Annotated in this window: 18 protein-coding genes; 13 read left to right on the top strand and 5 right to left on the bottom strand. The window is 66.0% G+C overall.

The window, feature by feature from the left end; all coding sequences use genetic code 11:
- Window positions 1–63 precede the first annotated feature (63 nt).
- From AC07TU_RS19315 to AC07TU_RS19305, 3 genes are all read left to right on the top strand, one after another.
- Window positions 64–1920 (top strand): CHASE3 domain-containing protein, encoded by a 1857-nt coding sequence (locus AC07TU_RS19315; RefSeq protein ID WP_495189562.1) that lies wholly within the window; start codon window positions 64–66, stop codon window positions 1918–1920.
- A 195-nt stretch (window positions 1921–2115) separates the two neighbouring features.
- Entirely contained in the window at window positions 2116–2703 is a 588-nt protein-coding gene (locus tag AC07TU_RS19310) for an outer membrane protein (RefSeq protein ID WP_495189561.1), read from the top strand.
- Between the two features lie 129 nt (window positions 2704–2832).
- The gene (locus tag AC07TU_RS19305) at window positions 2833–3750 is read left to right on the top strand and encodes an alpha/beta fold hydrolase (protein WP_495189560.1); all 918 of its coding nucleotides are present in this window, start codon (window positions 2833–2835) and stop codon (window positions 3748–3750) included.
- Window positions 3751–3786: 36 nt separating this feature from the next.
- Here the strand turns inward: AC07TU_RS19305 and AC07TU_RS19300 are convergent, their stop codons facing one another.
- The 4 genes from AC07TU_RS19300 to AC07TU_RS19285 all read right to left on the bottom strand — a co-directional run bounded on the left by AC07TU_RS19300 (window position 3787) and on the right by AC07TU_RS19285 (window position 8117).
- Window positions 3787–4845: a serine hydrolase domain-containing protein gene (locus tag AC07TU_RS19300; protein ID WP_495189559.1), complete on the bottom strand. Its 1059-nt coding sequence runs from the start codon at window positions 4843–4845 to the stop codon at window positions 3787–3789.
- Window positions 4845–5594, bottom strand: a complete 750-nt coding sequence (locus AC07TU_RS19295) for a class I SAM-dependent methyltransferase (RefSeq protein WP_495189558.1) — start codon at window positions 5592–5594, stop codon at window positions 4845–4847. The genes AC07TU_RS19300 and AC07TU_RS19295 overlap by 1 nt, the downstream gene beginning before the upstream one ends.
- Before the next feature lie 88 nt (window positions 5595–5682).
- Window positions 5683–7002 carry an amidohydrolase gene (locus AC07TU_RS19290; RefSeq protein ID WP_495189557.1) on the bottom strand — a complete coding sequence of 440 codons (1320 nt, stop codon included), beginning with the start codon at window positions 7000–7002 and terminating at the stop codon, window positions 5683–5685.
- Window positions 7003–7070: 68 nt separating this feature from the next.
- Window positions 7071–8117 carry a DUF6882 domain-containing protein gene (locus tag AC07TU_RS19285; protein ID WP_495189556.1) on the bottom strand — a complete coding sequence of 349 codons (1047 nt, stop codon included), beginning with the start codon at window positions 8115–8117 and terminating at the stop codon, window positions 7071–7073.
- A gap of 121 nt (window positions 8118–8238) precedes the next feature.
- Here AC07TU_RS19285 and uvrC point away from each other — a divergent pair, with 121 nt between their 5' ends.
- The 3 genes from uvrC (at window position 8239) to AC07TU_RS19270 (ending at window position 11405) form a co-directional block, all read left to right on the top strand.
- Window positions 8239–10155 (top strand): excinuclease ABC subunit UvrC, encoded by a 1917-nt coding sequence (gene uvrC, locus AC07TU_RS19280; protein WP_495189555.1) that lies wholly within the window; start codon window positions 8239–8241, stop codon window positions 10153–10155.
- Window positions 10156–10315: 160 nt separating this feature from the next.
- Window positions 10316–10816, top strand: coding sequence for a hypothetical protein (locus tag AC07TU_RS19275; RefSeq protein WP_495189554.1), 501 nt, complete (start codon window positions 10316–10318; stop codon window positions 10814–10816).
- 163 nt (window positions 10817–10979) lie between these two features.
- Window positions 10980–11405, top strand: coding sequence for a hypothetical protein (locus tag AC07TU_RS19270; protein ID WP_495189553.1), 426 nt, complete (start codon window positions 10980–10982; stop codon window positions 11403–11405).
- Between the two features lie 163 nt (window positions 11406–11568).
- Here AC07TU_RS19270 and AC07TU_RS19265 read toward each other — a convergent pair whose 3' ends face one another.
- On the bottom strand, window positions 11569–12810 hold the full coding sequence (locus tag AC07TU_RS19265; protein WP_495189552.1) for an MFS transporter: 1242 nt from the start codon (window positions 12808–12810) through the stop codon (window positions 11569–11571).
- Between the two features lie 471 nt (window positions 12811–13281).
- Between AC07TU_RS19265 and AC07TU_RS19260 the strand changes: the two genes are divergently transcribed.
- Genes AC07TU_RS19260 through AC07TU_RS19230 form a run of 7 tightly spaced genes read left to right on the top strand, consistent with a single transcriptional unit; the run spans window position 13282 to window position 19569 of the window.
- Window positions 13282–14235, top strand: coding sequence for a polysaccharide deacetylase family protein (locus AC07TU_RS19260; RefSeq protein WP_495189551.1), 954 nt, complete (start codon window positions 13282–13284; stop codon window positions 14233–14235).
- Window positions 14232–15149: a GNAT family N-acetyltransferase gene (locus AC07TU_RS19255; protein ID WP_495189550.1), complete on the top strand. Its 918-nt coding sequence runs from the start codon at window positions 14232–14234 to the stop codon at window positions 15147–15149. Before AC07TU_RS19260 ends, AC07TU_RS19255 begins: the two co-directional genes overlap by 4 nt.
- Before the next feature lie 57 nt (window positions 15150–15206).
- A complete protein-coding gene (locus AC07TU_RS19250; protein ID WP_495189549.1) occupies window positions 15207–15608 on the top strand; it encodes a hypothetical protein in 402 nt (133 codons plus the stop codon).
- Window positions 15609–15654: 46 nt separating this feature from the next.
- Window positions 15655–16386: a DNA repair protein RecO gene (recO, locus tag AC07TU_RS19245; RefSeq protein ID WP_495189548.1), complete on the top strand. Its 732-nt coding sequence runs from the start codon at window positions 15655–15657 to the stop codon at window positions 16384–16386.
- Between the two features lie 49 nt (window positions 16387–16435).
- Window positions 16436–17482, top strand: coding sequence for a 3-isopropylmalate dehydrogenase (leuB, locus tag AC07TU_RS19240; RefSeq protein WP_495189547.1), 1047 nt, complete (start codon window positions 16436–16438; stop codon window positions 17480–17482).
- Window positions 17479–18582 carry a glycosyltransferase gene (locus AC07TU_RS19235; RefSeq protein ID WP_495189546.1) on the top strand — a complete coding sequence of 368 codons (1104 nt, stop codon included), beginning with the start codon at window positions 17479–17481 and terminating at the stop codon, window positions 18580–18582. Before leuB ends, AC07TU_RS19235 begins: the two co-directional genes overlap by 4 nt.
- A 42-nt stretch (window positions 18583–18624) precedes the next feature.
- A complete protein-coding gene (locus tag AC07TU_RS19230; protein ID WP_495189545.1) occupies window positions 18625–19569 on the top strand; it encodes a TraB/GumN family protein in 945 nt (314 codons plus the stop codon).

Raw genomic sequence — 19569 nt, 5'->3', positions numbered from 1 at the left:
GCAAACGAAACAAGGGGGCGCGGCATCTTTGCCGCGCCCCTTTTTTCACGTAGTCTCAATCGCATGGGGGACGCTCGCCAGGATCGTGGGCTGATTGCGCTGATCATCGGCTTTGCGGTGGTCGCGGCGGCGGTGCTTGGCACGTTGATTCTGTTCAAGCAGCAGCAGATGGCCCAGCGGCTGGTGGTCCACACCCTCGGGGTGCAGGAGCAGCTCAGCACGATCCGCTCGCGCCTTCAGGACGCCGAGACAGGACAGCGCGGCTATCTGGTGACGCGCGACCCGGTCTATCTCCAGCCCTATTTTGACGGCCGGCGGCAGCTGGCGGGCGACCTTGCCGCACTCCGCCCGATGCTGGCCGACAATCCGGGTCAGCTGGCTGCCGCGGATCAGCTGGAGCAATGCGCGGTCGCACGCGTCGAACGGCTGTCCGTGGGGCTCGATGAAGCGCGTGCCGGACATTTCGACCGTGCCGCGGAAATCGTGCGCGTCGGGATCGGCAAGGCGCTGATGGACCGGTGCCGCGCGATCATCGGCACAATGAAGGCGGAGGCGAGCCGGCTGCTGACGGCGCGCTCGGAAACGCTGGCGAGCCGGTCGAGCTGGCTTACCCTGTGGCTGATCGCCAGCGCGACGGCGGTCTTCGCGCTGGCCGCCTATGCGACCCGCGACGCCCGCCGCCGTGCCCGCGCCGCGATCGAAGTGGGGCAGGCGCTGCTCGGAGCCAACCGCAGGATCACCGAGGAAGCGGAAAGCCGCGCCGCGGTCGAGGCGCAGCTGCGACAGATGCAGAAGATGGAGTCGATCGGCCAGCTCACCGGCGGCGTCGCGCATGACTTCAACAACATGCTCGCGATCGTGATCGGCAGCCTCGACATGGCGAAGCGGCGCTTCGACAAGGATCCGGTCAAGGCGCGCGAGGGGATCGATAACGCGATGGAGGGCGCGGAGCGCGCCGCGCAGCTCACCGCGCGACTGCTCGCCTTCTCCCGCCAACAGCCGCTCGCGCCCAAGGCGCTCGACGCCAACAAGCTGGTCGGCGGCATGTCGGAGCTGCTGCGCCGGACGATCAGCGAGAATATCCGGATCGAAACGGTGCTGGCGGGCGGACTGTGGCCGGCGTTCATCGACGGCACGCAGCTCGAAAATGCGGTGCTCAATCTGTGCGTCAACGCGCGTGACGCGATGCCGGGCGGCGGACGGCTGACGATCGAGACCGCGAACACGCATCTCGACGATGCCTATGCGCTGACCCATGCCGAAGTGCTGTCGGGGCAATATGTCATGGTCTCGGTCACCGATACCGGCACCGGCATGCCGCCCGAGGTGATCGAGCGCGCCTTCGACCCCTTCTACACCACCAAGGGGGTTGGGAAGGGGACGGGGCTCGGCCTCAGCCAGGTGTTCGGCTTCGTCAAACAGTCGGGCGGGCATGTGAAGATCTATTCCGAGCCCGGTGTCGGTACGACCGTGAAGCTCTATCTTCCGCGTCATTTCGGCGAGGCGGAGGCACCGGGCGTGCCGCTCTCGCCCGACGTCCTGCCGCGCGCGAAGGATGACGAGATCATCCTGGTGGTCGAGGATGAGGAGGGCGTGCGGCACATGTCGGTCGATGCGCTGCGCGAGCTCGGCTATGTCGTCGTCCAGGCGGCGGACGCCAATCAGGCGCTCACCGTGCTCGAGATCCAGCCGCGGATCGACCTGTTGTTCACCGACATCGTGATGCCCGACATGAACGGGCGCATCCTGTCCGATCGCGCGCGCGAGAAGCGGCCGGGGCTCAAGGTGCTCTACACCACCGGCTACACCCGCAACGCGATCGTCCATAACGGCATGCTCGACCACGACGTCGCCTTCCTCGCCAAGCCGTTCACCGTCCAGCAGCTCGCGGTGAAGGTGCGTGAGGTGCTGGATGCCTGACACCTGCCGTTGAACTGAGGTTCAGCGTTGCGGCAGGCGCAATTCCAAATGCCATAATTCGGGCAAAAATCGGCCCGGCTCCGAAACGACCACCCGTTTCGGCCGATATGCAGCGGCCGTGTTCTGCTCGAGGAGCAAATGCGTATCCCTTTGCCGGTCCCTTGCCGGCATCCCCGACCATTGAGGAGACATACTATGCGAATTCTCGCCACAGCCCTGATTCTGCCTGCCGCGCTCGTCGCAGTCCCTGCCGCCGCGCAGGACGCGGAGCCGTTCACAGGCCCCAGCATCGTCGCCTTGGGCGGTGTCGATCATTCAAGCGGCGGAAGCACCGATCCGACGGGCTTCGTCTATGGCGGCGCTGTCACCTATGACCTCGGATCGGGCAGCATGCGCTACGGTGCCGAGGCCGAAGTGACCGGCACGACCACCGGCGGCTGCGTCAACAGCACGGCCGGCACGATCAACGCCCGCCACTGCTACGACATGGGCCGCGACCTCTATGTCGGTGGCCGGATCGGCGCGGTCGTGGCGCCGAATCTGATGGTCTACGGCAAGGCCGGCTACACCAATGCCCGGACCAGCGGCAGCTTCGACAATCTTGCAACGACGGCAAAGCCGGACACCGCCTATGCCGCCAACAGCGACGGCTATCGCGTCGGCGGCGGTCTGGAACTCGACATCGGCAAGTTCCTGGTCCGCACCGAATATCGCTATTCGGACTATGGCGGCATCGCCGGCCATCGCCATCAGGGCACTGTCGGCGTCGGTCTCCGCTTCTGATCGTTTCGCCCGCGCGGGGTGCTGCTGCGCGGGCGAAATTTTTTCAGGACGCGTGTCGAGAACGGCGAATGCCGTTCGTCGTCTCTCATGAAGGTGCACAAAATTGTGCGCCGGAACAGGAGACAAGACATGTTCGCACGCATCCGCTCGCACCTGCTGATCGCCGCCGCGGTTCTGGCCACGCCGCTTGCCGCGCAGGCCCAGACGGCGCCGGCGTCCGCCGCGCAAGCCGCCCCCGTCCGCTCCGGCACTGTCGAGGTGAACGGGATCGCCTATTATTACGAGATTCGCGGGCAGGGAGAGCCGCTGCTGCTGCTCCATGGCGGGCTCGGCTCGATCGACATGTTCGCACCGATCCTGCCCGCCCTCGCGGCCGGGCGACAGGTGATCGCGGTCGATCTTCAGGGCCATGGCCGCACCCCGCTCGGCACCCGTCCGATCGCGATCGAGCCGATGGGCGCCGACATGAACATCCTTCTCGACAAGCTCGGCTTCAAGCAGGTCGATGTGATGGGCTATTCGATGGGCGCCGGGGTCGCCTTCCAGCTCGCCGCGCGGCATCCGGATCGCGTGCGCCGCCTCGCACTGGTGTCGATGACCCTCTCCACCGCCGGCATCCAGCCCGAGATGGTGCCGATCCAGCGCCAGCTCACCGCCGCAATGGCGCCGATGATGAAGGATACGCCGATGTACACCAGCTACGTCGCCCGTGCGCCGAAGGTCGAGGATTTCCCGCGCCTGCTCGACCAGATGGGCGATCTCATGCGCCGCGACTTCGACTGGTCGTCACAGGTGAAGGCGCTCACCATGCCGGTGATGCTGGTGGTCGGCGACGCCGACATGTGGCGGCCGGAGGGCAGCGTCGAGTTCTTCAAGCTGCTCGGCGGCGGCCGGCGCGACGGCGGGTGGCAGCGCGAGCATGTGACCAAGCACCGCCTCGCCATCCTGCCCGGCCGCACCCATTACGACATCTTCCTCGCGCCCGAGCTGGCGCGGACGGTGCGCCCGTTCCTCGACGGCAAGGAAGGCCGCGCCGACTGGCAGTGATGCCCCGAGGGCGCCGTTCCCGGCCGGGAGCGGCGCTTACGGCGTCTGATGCATCAGACGGTCGACCAAAGGCATCAGCGGTTTGGTGCCCTGTCTGGTCGTGACCGTGCCCAGTGCGATGCCGCTCGCGGGTGCATAGGCGGCGTAGGTGCCCCAGAAGCCGCTATGCCAATAGCGCTCGCCCTTGGGCGTCTGCTGCACGAAGATGCCGAGGCGATAGATCCCAGCATTCCTGTGCGGCCCCTTCCACAGCATCTCCTTGATCGTCCCGGGCTTGTCGAACACCCGCCCCTCGAACAGGGCCTTGAAGAAGATCGCGAGGTCGCGCGCCGACATGAGCTGCCCGCCGCCGCCGAACAGGTCCATCGACGGATCGACCGCGGTCACGTCCTTGTCGCCGATGAATTGCTTCGCGCGGCCTTCGGCGCCCCCGGGCGGGGCCTCGTAGATCTCCCACCACGTCGCCTTGAGGCCAAGCGTATCGAGCTTGAGCAGCTCGCGTACGGATGTCGCCAGCGTCTTGCCCGTGATCCGTTCGACGATGTCGCCGAGCAGGATGTAGCCGGTGTCGGAATAGCGGAATTCGGTGCCCGGTTTGCTCTGTGGATCGGCATAGTCGGTCGCGAGCTTCACCAGCGCCTCGCGCGTCCACACCTTGCCGGGGTCGGTCATCAATGATTCGACGAACCGCTTGTCGCCGCCATGGTCGTATAGCCCGCCGCTGTGGCTCAGCAGGTGGCGCACCGTGATGGCTTGCGTGTCATAGCCGTCGGCCCGCAGGATGCGGTCGAGCCGCGGGTTGATCAGGCCGCCGATCGGTGCGTCGAGCGCGATCCGCCCCTGCTCCCATAGCCGCAGCACCGCGGCGGCGGTGAAGGTCTTGGTGTTGCTCGCGATCCGCACCGGCGTGTCCACGGTCAGCGCGCGGCCGGTGGCAGGATCGGCGAGGCCGTCCGCATAGCTCTGATCCGTGCCGCCGCCGGTGACGAAGATCGCGGCAGGCTTGCCGATCGCCGCCAGCTCGGCCTCGACGGATGTGGTCGCCCATGCGGATGGCGCCGCGGCGAGCACGATCGCGAGGATAGCGATACGCATCACTGCGTGCGCGGACGCACGAACTTGAACACGAACTGGTCGGTCTTGCCGCGGATCGAGGGATCGAAGACGCCGGCGGTGTGCGGATCGGCGGTGTTGCGCAGCAGGTCGAGCTTGCCGGCGAAGCGGAAGCCTGCCTTCTCGATTTCGCGCCGCGCGACATCGGGGTCGATGCGGTGGAGCGCGGTCGGTGCCTTGTTCTCGGGGTCGGCATTGGCGACGTGGTCGACCACCAGTAGCACGCCGCCGGGTTTCAGTGAATTGTAGAGCTTGCGCGTCACCGCCTCGCCCGTGCCCTTGGGGAAGGGGGCGAGGAACAGGTCGTGATAGTTCTGGACGGTCACGATCGCGTCGAGCTTTTCGGGGAAGTTGACCGCTCCCAGGCTCTCGCTCAGCGCGACGGTGTTGGACAGGCCCGCCACCGCGGCCTTCTGCTCATCGGCATAGGCGGCGCGGAACTTGATGAATTCTTCGGGCTGATAGGCGTAGACCTTGCCCTTCGCTCCGACGAGCGGCGAAAGAATGCGCGTCCAATACCCGCCACCCATCACGAAATCAGCAACCCGCTGCCCCGGCCTTATCCCGGCGAAGGTGAGCAGTTCGGCGGGTTTGCGCGTGGCGTCGCGGGTCCGGTGATCGGCGGGGCGCGACGGATCGGCGAGTGCGGCGGTGATTGCCGGCGTCGCCTTTTGTGCGGCGATCGGCGTGGCGACGGCGAGCAGGAGCGCGGCAGTGACAGCTAGCTTCATCATATCCTCCCCTATGATGCGGAGAGGCTATGAAGGGTCGCGGCGGCCTGCAATCGGCTTTCGACCAACTACAGGCCGCGATTCCGGGCTACTTCTTGAGGAGGTCGAGCACCGCGACGGTCATCGCCGTGGTGCCGAGCGTGACCGAGGGCTTCGGGTCGATCTTGAAGAAGGGGGAATGGTGGCCCGAGACCGGCTTGCCGCCATTCTTGCCCGCGTCGATATCTGCCTGCGGCGTGCCGCCGACGACGAAATAGGCGCCAGGAACGCCCAGATCCTTCTGGATGAAATAGGCGAAGTCCTCCGCGCCCATCCCGGAGCGTTCCTCATAGTGGATGATGCCGTCGCCGAACGCGGTGGTGATCGCGCCGCGTACCCGCTTGGTGAGCGCCGGATCGTTTAGCGTGACCGGGGTAGATTCGAAGCCGACCTTCACCTGCGGCAATTTGTCCTCGGGCAGGCCGTTCATGCGGCCGACATTGGCGGCGATCCGCTTGATCCCGTCGAGCAGCTTCTTGCGCGTGTCCTCATCGTCCGAGCGGACTGTCAGCTGAAGCTCGGCCTTGTCCGAGATGATGTTGTGCTTGAACCCCGAATGGAACGATCCGACCGTGACCACACCGGGCTTGAGCGGAGCGATCTCGCGGCTCACCAGCGTCTGCAGCGCCATCACGATCTCGGCACCCATCACGATCGGATCCTTGCCCAGATGCGGCGCGGCGCCATGCGTGCCGATGCCCTGGATGGTGATATCGACACTGTCGGACGAGGAACTGCTGATCCCCGGCTCGAGTCCGATCTTGCCCGTGGGAATGCCCGCGGTGACATGGAAGGCGACGGCGTAGTTGGGCTTGGGGAAACGCGTATAGAGCCCGTCGGCGAGCATCCGCCGCGCGCCGTCGATCCGTTCCTCGCCCGGCTGGACGACGAACACCACAGTGCCCTTCCAGCGGTCCTTCATCTTGGCGAGCTGGCGTGCGGTGCCGATCATCGACGTGATGTGCACGTCATGGCCGCAGGCGTGCATCACCGGCTTCACCACGCCGTCGATGTCGGTCTGGGTGACGGTGGACATGTAGGAAAGCCCGCTGTCCTCCTTGAGCGGCAGACCGTCCATATCGGCGCGCACCAGTACCACCGGGCCGTCGCCATTCTTCATCACACCGACCACGCCGGTCCCGCCGACGCCTTCGGTCACAGTGATCCCGCCGACTGCGCGCAGCTCCTTCGCCATGATCGCGGCGGTGCGCGTCTCCTTGAACGACAGCTCGGGGTTCTTGTGGAAGTCGAGGAACAGCTTTTCGAGATGCGTGGCATAGTCCGCATCCACCGCGGGCGCGAAGTCGGGCCCGGCGAGCGCGGGCGCGGCGAGCAGCGATGTGGCGAGAAGAGCGGAAAGCATACGCATGTGACGGATCCCCCGATATTGGTCTGGACCAAAGCTATCAGATGGAAACCGGTGTGCAATCGCCGGATTCAGGGCGCCTCGTTCCGCTGACCGGGCGGCGTGGGCCAGACGAACCCATCGCCCCAGTCGATCAGCTGGTCGGTAATCTTCAGCCCGCCATCGACCTGCTCGATGCGATAGACGGTCTGCCGCGAAAGCTCGCCGATCGCGACATCCAGTGCGCCGCCCTTGGGATGGAGAATAGTGAAGCGGAGCTGGACGGTGTCCGGATCATGATCCGACGGCCAGCCGACAGACGAGGGTTCCCAATAGTCGTCGTCCCGCGACCAGTAGCGTTGATAGATCTCCAGCTTGCGGTCGAGCAGGTCGCGCAGGCCTCCGCTTTCCTCCTCCCGTGCATGATAGTCACGGTCGAACGGCAGCATCTCGCGATCATAGCCGGCGGCCAGCGCATGCGCCGCCTCCAGCAAGCCATTGTTCGGCTCAGCGGCGCCCTTCGGCGCGGGCCCGTCGAAGCGCAGCGCCACGAACAGCGAGGTCGATCCGTTGACCATACAGCGATAGACGCCGTCCGCCCCGCCCTCCTGCGCGGCGAGCGCGAGCAGCGGCAACAAGTCGTCGAAGGCGACCGTCTGGACCGGCGTGGTCAGCGACGCGGCGCCGAGCCGCTCGCCCTCGGCCTTCAGGCGCGCCGCATCCTCGCAGAGCTCGGGCCGGATCGACGGATTGGCCCAGCTCCACATGAAGCTGCGGTCGCGCGGATCGAAGCTGCCGAGGATCTGCGCGTGCGCGGCAAGGGTCTTCCGCCCGCCGAACTTCAGGACGAGCTGGCCGGTATCCTGATCGAATGCATAATCGCGTTCGAGACCGACGCCCCGCTCACGCGCCAGCGCGATGTTGCAGTTCGAGAGCCAGTCGCAGGCGGCGTCGAGGCGCGCGGTCAGGCCGTCCGTCGCGGCCAAAGGCGGATGGGCGGGCGCATCGGGATCATCCTCCGCAAGCGACAGCGTCTGCTGGACGCTGGCGATTCGCCCTTGCGCGTCGCGCTCCACCCTGGCGCCCGGCGGTGCGGCGTCCTGATCGCCGGCCATCAATTTGCGCAGCCAGTCCAGCATGATCCACCTCTCCCTGTGACGGATCCCCCTTGGGATGCATTGATGGCATCGCCGCGACAGATAGGGAAGGTGCGCGTGCGCCGTTGCTGGGGAGCGGGACCCGTCCTAAATCGCTTGCCTGATGTCGGACCCCAATTCCCCCAATCGCTTCAATGAAGAAACCGCCACCTATGCCGTGCGCGGGTCGGAGACCCCCGATCTCGACGCGGGCGTGGCGGCGATCCGTAATGTGCTGAAGACCCTGCCCGCGCGGCCCGGCGTCTATCGCATGCAGGACGCGCGCGGCGACGTGCTGTACGTAGGGAAGGCGCGCGCGCTCAAGAACCGCGTCGCCAACTATACCCAGCCCGCCAAGCTCTCGAACCGCCTGCGCCGCATGATCGCGCAGACCCGGTCGATGACGGTGGTGACCACCAATAACGAGGCGGAGGCGCTGCTGCTCGAGGCGCAGCTGATCAAGCGCTTCCGCCCCGCCTACAACGTCCTGCTGCGCGACGATAAGAGCTTCCCCTATATCCTGCTGCGCGGCGACCATGATTTTCCGCGGGTCCAGCTCCATCGCGGTGCGCGGCGGGTCAAGGGCGACTATTTCGGCCCGTTCGCGGGGGCGGGGCAGGTGCGCAAGACGCTCAACGCCCTGCAGAAGCTGTTCCTGCTGCGCAGCTGCACCGACGGCTTCTTCAACACCCGCGACCGGCCGTGCCTGCTCTACCAGATCCGCCGCTGCTCGGCGCCCTGCGTCGATCGCATCGACAAGACCGGCTATGAGGAGCTGGTGAGCGACGCCCGCGACTTCCTGTCGGGCAAGTCGACCAAGGTTCAGGCCAAGCTCGGCGAGCAGATGCAGGCCGCGGCGGAGAATCTGGACTTCGAGCTGGCGGCGGTGCTGCGCGACCGGCTGAAGGCGTTGACCTTCATCCAGGGCAGCCAGGCGATCAATGCCGAGGGGGTGGGCGACGCCGACATCTTCGCGCTCGCCGCCAAACAGGGCACGATCGGCATCCAGGCCTTCTTCATCCGCGGCGGCCAGAATTGGGGCCATCGCGCCTTCTTCCCCGCGCACACCGCCGAGGTGCCGGAGGAGGAGGTCCTCGCGCAGTTCCTGATGCAATTCTACGAAGAGGTTCCACCGCCGCGCACCATCTTCGTCGACCGCAACATGGATGATCTGAAGCTGTTGTCGGAGGCGCTGGCCGAGCGCGCCGGGCGCAAGGTCGCGATCGGCATGCCGCAACGGGGGACTCGGCGGCGGCTGCTCGAACAGGCCAGGCGCAACGCGGTCGAGGCGCTCGACCGGCGGCTCGCCGAATCGACTACCCAGGCGAAGAATCTGCGCGACATCGCCGACCTGTTCGGTCTGGCCGAGCCGCCTGACCGGATCGAGGTCTATGACAATTCGCATATCCAGGGGACCAATGCGGTCGGCGCGATGATCGTCGCGGGGCCGGAAGGCTTCCGCACCGGCCAGTATCGCAAGTTCAACATCAAGAGCGCTGCAACCGACGATGATTTCGCGATGATGCGGGAGGTGTTCACGCGCCGCTTCAGCCGCGCGCAGGAGGAGGATCCGGACCGTGAGAAGGGCATCTGGCCCGACCTCGTCCTGATCGACGGCGGGCGCGGGCAGTTGAATGCGGCGCGCGCGGTGCTGGAGGAGCTGGGGATCGAAGATGTCTGCCTGGTAGGCGTCGCCAAGGGGCCGCATCACGGTCGTGAGGGACGCGAGGTGTTCCACCTGATGGACGGCAGCGAACGGATGCTGCCGGTCAACTCGCCGGCGTTGTTCCATATCCAGAAACTGCGCGACGAGGTTCACCGCTTCGCGATCGGCGCGCACCGCCAGAAGCGCGCCAAGGCGCTCACCGCCAGCCCGCTGGACGAGGTGCCCGGCATCGGTCCCGCGCGGAAAAAGGCGCTGCTGATGCATTTCGGCACCGCGCGTGCGGTGCGAGGCGCGAGCCTCGACGATCTCAAGAAAGCCCCCGGCGTCTCCGCGGCGGTCGCGCAGCAGGTCTATGATTTCTACCACGCGCGGTGAGGCGCTGATCGGCGTTTCGACCCTCTTCGATGGAGTCGACTGAAAGGTCGAGGACGCGTGCGATGGTGTCGGGCAGTGAAACGGAGCAAGGGGCACCCTTGCCGCGACAAGCCAAGCGCTCCATGGCTTAGCCGTCGGGCGCGCAAGCAGCGAAGGGGCGATGGTGTTGGCAGGGCGGGGATGCATCGTTGCCAGTGTCGCAATCGGCATTGTGTTGCTTGCCCTGCTGACCTGGCACAATCGACTTGAGACCATCGAGAGTACCGTTTCGGCAAACGGAACGGGGTGCTCGATTTCCACGGGCAGCTACGGCGGGTGGCGAAACGGGGTATTGGCGTCGCCCGTTGCCTACCCTCTGAAGATATATGTTTTCGTGCACGATTGCACCGGCCTGCCGGAGGGGCGGCCATATTCCGCAACGATCGTATCCGCCCAGTCGGGAAAGGTCGTTGCTTCGGGACTATCCTGTGCGGACTCCGCCCATGCGGAAGGCTATCCCTGCCGGCTTGAACTGCCACCCCTCGACAAATTGGCCGGGCAGGACCGCTACCGCGTTCGGGTCGTGAAGACCAAGGGACAAAAGGCGGGCGCTGCCGAGTTGCAGCTGTTCATCAAAAGCGAGTGGCGCAGCGTCGCATATGACGTGCTTCTGTCGGTTTAGCGCTCGCGTCCGCGGTGGCGTTGCCGGCTGCTTGACCGCTGCGGGGCATTGACTGGCGCCGGGATGGCCGAAACCGGTTGGCAAGCGAACCTTCCGCTTGGCGCGCTCGACGTGTGGAGAGCTGCCGTTGCGCCGATAATGCAGCTCTGTCAGGCTAGCGGCGATGCGGATCGATCCCTCCGAATATGCGCGTCTGCGATCTTGGCTCAGCCACATCGTCCCTAAGGTCTTTCCATCTGATCTACTCACTGCGGATACTCATCCGGTAGCTGTGCTCGATCGAATTGCGGAGAAGACCCCCGCAAAGGCGCGGAGCGGCCTAGGGATGGCGATAGGGGACATTGTCGAGTTTACGAGTGACTGGCCCGCCAGCCAGGTGACCGCAAGCGATCACGAGCTTGCGCAAGCTGGCTTGCCGACGCTGTCGGAGATGCGCGCGAGGTTCTCCAAGCTGGTCCGGCGAGTAGTCCGCCGGGGTCACATCAAGAGCGACGACGAGTTCTATGCTGTTCGCAACGCGGTCGAGCAGCAGGGCGCGGACTCGAGCAGCCTGTGGGCGCTACTGGACGCATACGAAGCTCGGACGTGAACGGGCGATCGCTTTCGGCGGGCTTGAGCGGCGACCTGAACGACTGACATGGGCGGTTGCGGTCTGCCCGCCACTGACGGGGCGGTGCCGGAAGCGGAACGGCTAGATTCCGCCAATCCCGAACATAATCCGGCGCCGATCGTGCTGGTAGACTCCCGGCGCTCTACAACGCCCCAGACCGAAGCTCCTGACGCCGCACCAGTCGGCCGCACAGCACCATCAGGAACGCGGCGAGCACGGCAGTGCCGCTGAGCAGGATGAAGGGAATCCGATACGATCCCGTCGCATCGAACACATAGCCCACGCCCGCCGGGCCGACCGCCGCGCCCAAATTGAACGCCGTCGTCATCACGGCGATCACCCGGATCATCGCGACCGGGCCAAAGATCTGGCGGGACAGCACCGGGATATTGACCAGGAAGCCGCCCTGCGTCGGGCCATAGACGATCGCGAGAAGGACGATCGTGCCGACTCCGCCGACGGGCAGCGTCAGCAGCACGCCAAAGGCGGCGATGAAGAAGCAGGTAGCCGCCCCGCTCGTCGAAAAGCGCTGGATCAGCCAGCCGAAGCCGATCTTCCCGACATTGCTCATCAGCATGACGCTGGAGAAGCCGATGGCAGCAATGCCGGCGCCGAGCTGCACTTCGCGGTCGAGAAACAGGAAGAGGTGGGTGGCGACCGATTCATCGACCAGGCCGATCAGGAAGTTCGAGCAGAGCAGCAGGATCAGGACGGACGAAAAGCGGATGCTGCGAAACGCTTCCGCCGGGCTTTCCTCGACAGCAGGGCCATCCTCCGTTCGGGCGGACGGCCGAATATGCTCGCGCGCACCCCACAGCAGGACCGGCAATGCGACGAACCAGATACCGGCGCTCATGATCAGCACGGCACTGCGCCAGCCATAGGCTTCGACCGCGACGGTGGTCAGCCACGGCACCACCACGCCGGCGGAACTCAGGCCGATAAAGGCGATGCCCACCGCCACCCCCTGGCCCTCCGCGAACCATTGGGACACGAAGATCTTCATCGAGGTCGCCGTACCCAGCGCGCTGAAGCCGAGCAGCGCGCCGACCAGATAGAGCATGGGCAAGGTCGCGGCATTGGCGAACATCGCCAGCGCCACGCCCGCCATCACCGCGCACAGGATGGCAAGCCGCTTGACGCCGAACCGTTCGACCAGATGGCCGGTGAAGAATGCGGTGGCGGCGCCGACACCGAATTTGATCGAGTTGAGGGTCGACACGTCCCCTCTCGACCAGCCGGTATCGTCCTGGATGGCGCCGAGCAGCACGGGAATCATCATCGCCGGGATGCCGACCGTGCAGAACAGGATCGTGAAGGCGACGAACAGATTGCGGCGCGCCGCCTTTCGCTCGCCGGGAGCCGGAAGATCGTCTTGGCTCAAGGAACGCGATTGGATCATGATACCTCGAAAGCCGGCGGGAAGCCGGGCGTCATGCGATGCGGTCAGGCGGACGATCCCGGCATCGCTCGGTGAAAGGATCGCGACATCCCGGGATCTGCAAACCGCATCGTGTTTGAACGTGAGGGCGGCGGCGTTTTGCCACCCGTTGCCGCGGGAATCATGCACGCAATCGGCGCGCCCGGCGGCCAATCAGGCGGGGAGCATCAACTGAGGATGCCGGTCCGGCTCATGACAAGGGCGAAGGAGACCAGGCTGAAGCGGCGGATCGTCATACCGGTCATCGTTACGCTCCGCCCCGTTACGCCTCGGACATGCGGCCTGTGTTGCCTGCCTTGCGCCCCAGCTCAAGAATTTTCTCGAAGCGCGGGAGCTTTCACGCCTAGGGGAGGGGAAAGGCCGGACAATGTCCGGATTTGGGATTTCTTCACGGGGGAAGGATAAAGCGGCGTCATGCCGACTCGTACGTTCCTCACCGTCGATACCGAACTGATGTGGCGTCACCACGCCGCGGGGCTGGACATCGACGCCATCGCCGAACGCTCGCTCGAGCCGGCGGGGGTGGGGATCGGCTATCAGCTGCGCAAGCTCGCCGAACATGATCTGAAAGCGACTTTCTTCGTCGATCCGATGCCCGCGGTCGCGTACGGCATCGAACCGATCAGGCGCGTCGTCGGCGCGATCCTTGAGGCGGGGCAGGAGGTGCAACTGCATCTCCATCCCAATTGGGCGGCGGCGAGTGCAGAGGATCGCACCAAGCACGCCTCGTTCGAGCTGATCGACTTCACGCTGGTCGAGCAGCGCGAACTGATTCGTGCGGCGTCGGACCTGCTGGTCGCGGCCGGCGCGCCGCGGCCGATCGCCTTCCGCTCGGGCAGCTATTCGGCGAGCGACGACACGCTGACGGCACTGGCCGAGATCGGCATCCGGTACGACAGCAGCCACAATGGCTCCGAACATCCCTGGCCCAGTGCGATCGGACTCCACGAGCGCCAGATCGCGCCGACCGAGCATCGCGGGGTGATCGAGCTGCCGGTGACGCTGATCGAGGACCGCGCCGGGCATCTGCGCCACTTCCAGATCTGCGCACTGTCGACCGCCGAGATGCGCGACGCGCTCGACCATGCGGTGCGCGCTGGGCATGCCGCGGTGACCGTCGTCAGCCACGGCTTTGAGCTGGCGAACCGCGCCGGCACCCGCGCCAATGCGGTGCATGTCGGGCGGTTCGAGGCGCTGTGCCGGATGCTCGACGAACGCCGCGGCGCGCTCGTCACCAGTCATTTCGCCGGACTGTCCGGCCTGCCGCTCGACCATAACGACGTGCCGCTCGGCCCCAGCCTGATCCGTACCCGTATCCGTCAGGCGCAACAGCTCTGGTCGAACCTCGTTTCGGAACGCGCCGCGTGACCAGCGTCGCGGCGGCAGCGCTCAACTTCCGTATCGGCGCGCGCACCGTGCTGCGCGTCAAACGCAAGCTTGTGCCGGTCGCGATCAGCCTCGATGCCGCGCGGGAGGGGCGGTTGCCTGCGCTTCCGCCGTTGCCCGACGAAGCGCAGGGCTATGTCGTCACCTCGCTGCCCGAGGACCGGGTGGAGGCGATGACCTTTGCCTCGGGCGGCATGATCGGCTTCGTCCGGCAGCGCTATACGCGCTACTTTGCGGATCTGACGGGAAGCTATGACGGCTATCTCGCGAGCCTGTCGTCGAGCGCGCGCCAGGGGGTGAAGCGCAAGGCCAAGAAGGTCGCGCAGGTATCGGGCGGGCAGCTCGACGTGCGGCGGTTCCGCACCGCGGCCGAGTTGCAGCAATTCCACGGCATCGCGCGCGGCATCGCGGTCAACACCTATCAGGAAAAGCTGATGGGGGAGGGGCTTCCGGGGACGCCGGAGTTCGTGCGCACGATGCTGGAGAAGGCGGCGGCGGGCGAGGTGCGCGCCTGGCTGCTCTATGTCGGCGACCGGCCCGCGGCATATCTCTATTGTCCCGCGCAGGGTGAAACGTTGATCTACGAATATGTCGGGCACGACCCGGCGTTCAACGATCTGTCTCCCGGCGCGGTGTTGCAAATGGAAGCGTTCCGCGACCTGTTCGCCAACAAAGACTTCGCCCGTTTCGACTTCACCGAGGGCGAAGGTCAACACAAACGCCAATTCTCCACCGACGGCGTCGCCTGCCTCGACCTGCTGCTGCTTCGCCCCAGCATCGCCAACCGCGCTGCGACCACGGCGCTGGGCAGCTTCAATCGCGCGGTCGCGGGCGGCAAGGCGCTGGTCGAGGCGGCAGGGCTGGACGGGCTGAGCAAGAAGCTGCGGCGGGGGTAGCATAGGGTGGCCCTAACGCTATGGCAGGTATGATCTCGTCTGTAGTAGCGCTCTCGAATGTCGATCGATTTCCCAAGCTTTCATGACGGCTATCTCGATGGCCTGTTGCTGCGCGATCAAACAGCCACGCTTTATCTCAGCCGGGCGGACGGGGAAGCATACACGCTGCATCTTGACGGCGTGGAGGCCATCCAGATGGATGATTTTCGCCGCGGCAACATTGTCGCCGACCTAGAGGTTTCGACAAGATGCCGTCTGGACGCCGATGCCAGGTTCGATCGTTTGTTCGAACCGCCACATCCCTCGGCGGAGGCCAGATTTCACGAGAAGCATACCAGGTTTGTGGAAGGTCACCTGAGCCGAATCGCCACGGGCGAAATGAAGCTTGTCTCGATCATGCCTGTCTATGGCGCGGATCTGCTCGCCCTTTGTCGCGAAGTCGCTTGTTGCCGCGCTTAGCGTAGCGGACATTTCCGCGCAGGCGCCGACGGTCTAAACCACCCCCATGCACCTAGCGACCTCCGCCATCGTTCTCGCGATCCGCCCGCACGGCGAGTCCGGGGCGATCGTGCGTGCGCTGACGGCGGAAGCGGGGTTGATGGCGGGCTATGTCCGCGGCGGACGCTCCCGCCAGCTACGGCCGGTGCTCCAGCCGGGCAATGTCATCCTTGGTGACTGGCGTGCTCGGACCGAGGAGCAACTGCCCGCGCTGACGGTCGAGCTGGTGCACAGCCGCGCGCCGATGTTCCGCGAGCCGTTGCCCGCCGCCGCATTCGAATGGGCGACCGCGCTCACCGCCGCTTCGCTGCCCGAGGGGCAGCCCTATCCGCTGATCCATTCGGCCCTTGAAGGGCTGCTCGACGCGATCGAGGCAGCACCGGCGGCGCGCGGCTGGGCCGCGGCCCTGGTGCGGTACGAGCTGCTGATGCTCGCCGAACTCGGCTTCGGGCTCGATCTGGAGCGCTGTGCGGCAACAGGGATCAACGACGATCTCGCCTATGTCAGCCCGAAGAGTGGCATTGCGGTCAGCCGCTCGGGCGCGGCCGGTTACGAATCGCGCTTGCTGGCGCTGCCGCGTTTCGTGGTCGCGGGCGGGCCGGCGGAATGGGCGGATATCTTTGCTGGGCTCAAGCTGACCGCACATTTCCTTGAACGCGATCTCCTCCACGGTAAGGCCGCCGAAGTGTTTGCGGCGCGCGCGCGCCTGGTCGACCGGTTCAACAGGGCGGTTGCGTGATCCGCGTGAGGCGGTAATGCGCCCGTGACCTGAGTGGGTGGGAGCATAGATGCCTTTGATCGCAATTCTTCCCGGCGACGGGATCGGGCCGGAAGTCACCGCGCAGGCGCGCCGCGTCCTCGATGCGCTCGATCTTGGCCTGAGCTTCGAGGAAGCGCCCGTCGGCGGCGCCGCCTATTTCAGCGACGGCCATCCGCTCCCCGCGCGGACGCTCGATCTGGCGAAGCGTGCCGATGCGCTGCTGTTCGGTGCGGTCGGCGATCCGCGTTGCGACACGCTCGAGCGCCATCTGCGCCCCGAGCAGGCGATCCTCGGCCTGCGCAAGGAACTGGAGCTGTTTGCGAATTTGCGCCCGGCACGGCTGTTCCCCGGCCTTGAGGACGCCTCGGCGCTCAAGCCCGAGGTGGCGGGCGCGATCGACATGGTGATCGTGCGTGAGCTCAACGGCGACGTCTATTTCGGCGAAAAGGGCATGCGCACCACCGCGGCCGGCCGCCGTGAGGGCTACGACATCATGTCGTACAATGAAGACGAAGTGGCGCGCATCGCCCGTGTCGGCTTCGAGACCGCACAGGTGCGCAACAAGAAACTCTGCTCGGTCGACAAGGCCAACGTCCTCGAAACCTCGCAGCTGTGGCGTGACGTGGTGATCGAGGTCTCGGCCGAGTTCCCCGATGTCGAGCTGACTCACATGTATGTCGACAACGCCGCGATGCAGCTGGTGCGCAATCCCGGCCAGTTCGACGTGATCGTCACCGGCAATCTGTTCGGCGACATCCTGTCCGATCAGGCGAGCATGTGCGCCGGATCGATCGGCATGCTGCCCTCGGCCGCGCTCAACGGCAGTGGCAAGGGGCTGTACGAGCCGATCCACGGCTCGGCGCCCGACATCGCTGGACAGGGTAAGGCCAATCCCTGCGCGACGATCCTGTCGGCGGCGATGCTGCTGCGTTACTCGCTGGGCATGGACGAGGCGGCGGACCGGATCGAGGCGGCGGTGACCGCGGCGCTGGTCGGCGGCGCGCGTACCGCGGATCTGGGCGGGACGCTGTCGACCGAAGCGATGGGCGACGCCGTGCTGAAGGCGCTTGCGTGACGGCTGAGACGCTCGAACTGGCGGTCGTCATCCCGACCTTCAACGAGCGGTGCAACGTGCCGATCCTTGTCGCTGCGCTCGACAAGGCGCTGGCGGGGCGGCGCTGGGAAGCGATCTTCGTCGATGACGACAGCCCCGACGGCACCGCCGAGGCGGCGCGCGAGCTGGGGCGGACCGATACCCGCGTCCGGGTGATCCAGCGGATCGGGCGGCGCGGGCTTTCCTCGGCGACGATCGAGGGGATGTGCGCCACCGCCGCGCCGCATGTCGCGGTGATCGATGGCGACATGCAGCATGACGAGACGCTGCTGCCGAAGATGCTCGACACGCTTCAGGGCGACGCGGGTCTGGACGTCGCGATCGGATCGCGCTTCGTCGATGGCGGCGGCACCGGTGAATGGGACAAGGATCGCGTCGCCAAGTCGGCACTGGCGACGAAGCTGTCGCGTCGGGTGCTCAAGGCCGAACTCAGCGACCCGATGAGCGGCTTCTTCATGATCCGCAGCGACGTAGTGCGCGAGATGGTGCCGCATCTGTCGGCGATCGGCTTCAAGATCCTGCTCGACATCATGACGGCGAGCCCGCGGCCGCTGAAGTTCACCGAGCTGCCCTATGTCTTCCGTACCCGGCAGGAGGGGGAGAGCAAGCTCGATCATGTCGTCGCGATGGAATATCTGATCGCGCTGTACGACCGCATGTTCGGGCGCGTGATCCCGGTGCGGTTTGCGATGTTCTCGGGCATCGGCGCGCTTGGTGCGGGCGTGCATTTCAGCGCGCTGTGGCTGTTCTACCGGCTGTTCGGATACAGCTTCCTGACCGGTACCATCGTCGCGACATTGGTCGCGATGACCTTCAACTTCTTCCTCAATAACGCGCTCACCTATCGCGATGCGCGGTTGAAGGGGTTCCGTCCGCTGCTCGACGGCTGGATCGGCTTCTGCATCGTCTGCTCGGTCGGCGCGATCGCCAATGTCGGGGTCGCCGCGTTCCTGCATGATGTGCAGCAGGCGCAATGGGCCCCCTCCGCTCTGGCGGGGATCGTGGTGGCGGCGGTGTGGAATTTCGCGCTGTCGTCACGCTTCGTGTGGGGCAGATACTAAGGCTGCCTTATTCGCGCTTTGATTGCGCGCGAGGGAGCGGCGATGGTCAGGTCGCGTATGCTGCTTCTTCCGCTTGCCCTGTTGTCGGTGAGCATTGCGTTTCCCGTTGCAGCGCAGGAGGACGAACCTGAGCAAGAGGTGGTCGTCACCGCGCGGCGCTCGGGCGCGCCGATGTGGACGATAGAGACTCCGTCCGGCGTGGTCTTGCTCGTCGGTGAGATCACCAATGTGCCCAGGACCGCGCCGTGGCAGCCTGAGCGGCTGGAAGTAGCCACCGCCGGGGCACAGCGCATCATCCTGGGCACCAAGGCCCGGGTTTCGCCCGGCGATATCCTGCGGATCCTCTTCAAGGGCGGGAGGCTCACCAAGCTTCCCGACAAGGGCGTTGCATCCGACTATCTGGATGCGGACCGGCTGGCGCGCTTGCAGGCCCTCGAAGCGAGATATGGTCAGAATTATGCGCGCGGGAACTTCCTGATGACCGCGTTCGACCTGCTCTCGAAGCGGCTGGCGTTCAGCAAGGACACAACCGAAGATGCCACCGATGTGGTGCGCAAGTCCGCGCGCCGTGCGGACATTCCGACCCGTCCGGTCGGGGAGGTGCGGGGCGAAGATATCCTCGACAATCTGTTCGCGGCGGCGCCCGCCAGCCATCTCCCGTGCCTCGACGCCGCAATGGCCGCAGCCGAGATCGGGCCGGATATCGTGACCGCGCGGGGCAGGGCGTGGACCGGTTTCGATATTCCCGCGGTGATGGCCAATCCGCTCGAGACCGCACTGGGGCGCTGTTGGCCATGGACCGACAGCAGCTTCGGCTCCGCGCTGCGCGGGCACTGGATCGAAGCGATTGACGAGGCGCTGGCGCAGCCCGGCGTGACGCTCGCGGTGGTGCCGGTACGGGTGCTTGCAGAACCGGACGGTGTGCTCGACCGGCTCGAGCGCCGCGGGCTTTCGGTGAAGGGGCCGCTCTGGCGCGCTGCGCGCTAG

The organism is Sphingomonas sp. GW821-FHT03E12, assembly GCF_059420685.1.
This window is presented reverse-complemented; position numbering and strand designations above follow the sequence as displayed.